Here is an 863-nt window from a genome sequence, read left to right as displayed (position 1 = left end):
GGCCAGGGCCTCGGCCACGGAGAGGTGCTCGGGGACGGCGACGGCGGCCAGCTCGAGGTCCGCCAGCCGCAGCCCGGCCAGCCGCCGGCCCCACCGCCCCCGCGCCACGGCGTCGCCGGCGCCGCGCCACAGGGTGAGCGCGGCCCAGATGAGGAGCACGGTGAACAGCACGTCCGGGGTCCGGCCCTGCAGCAGCGGCGCCAGCAGGGCGGCGGCGACGATCCCGGCGGCGATCACGCGTCCGGCCCAGCCGGAGGCCTCGACGCCGCGGTCCCGGGACCCGGTGGCCGCCCACACGGCGGACTCCACCATCCGCCCGCCGTCCAGCGGGGCGCCGGGCAGGGCGTTGAAGGCCGCGAGCAGCAGGTTCGCCCACACCGTGACGTCCAGCAGCAGGGCGGCCACGGAGGGCCCGTCCACCGCGCGGGCGGCCAGGTGGGCGAGCCCGGCGAGGGCGAGGTTGGCGGCCGGGCCGGCCATCGCGGTGAGCACGGTGCCCAGCGGCCCGGCGTGCGCGCCGCGGAACTGGGTGTGCCCGCCCCACAGGGTGAGGGCGACCTCCTCGGCCCGCTGGCCCGCGGCGCGGCCGGCGAACGCGTGGGCGACCTCGTGCACGAGCACGGACAGGGCCAGCAGCACGGCGTAGCCGAGGGCGACCCCGTAGGCGCCGGCGCCCAGCTCGGGCAGCGCGCGCCGGATCTGCGGGCCGAAGGCCAGGACGATCGCGGCGGTGATGAGCAGCCACGTCCAGGACAGCAGCACGGGCGCCCCGGCCACGGAGCCCAGGCGGAGGGAGCCGGTGCGACGCGCGGCGGCGCCGCTCACGCGCGCCCGCCCGGGCCGGCGGGGGCGGGGGCGTCCTC

General features: G+C 80.4%; 1 protein-coding gene. It reads right to left on the bottom strand.

What is annotated here, in order from left to right; translation table 11 throughout:
* On the bottom strand, positions 1 to 825 hold an 825-nt coding region (locus NWP10_RS12170; RefSeq protein ID WP_258301077.1), incomplete at its 3' end, for a site-2 protease family protein.
* Positions 826 to 863 lie beyond the last annotated feature (38 nt).

It is taken from the genome of Micrococcus sp. HG099, assembly GCF_024723355.1.
Taxonomy (GTDB): Bacteria; Actinomycetota; Actinomycetes; order Actinomycetales; family Micrococcaceae; genus Micrococcus; species Micrococcus endophyticus.
This window is presented reverse-complemented; position numbering and strand designations above follow the sequence as displayed.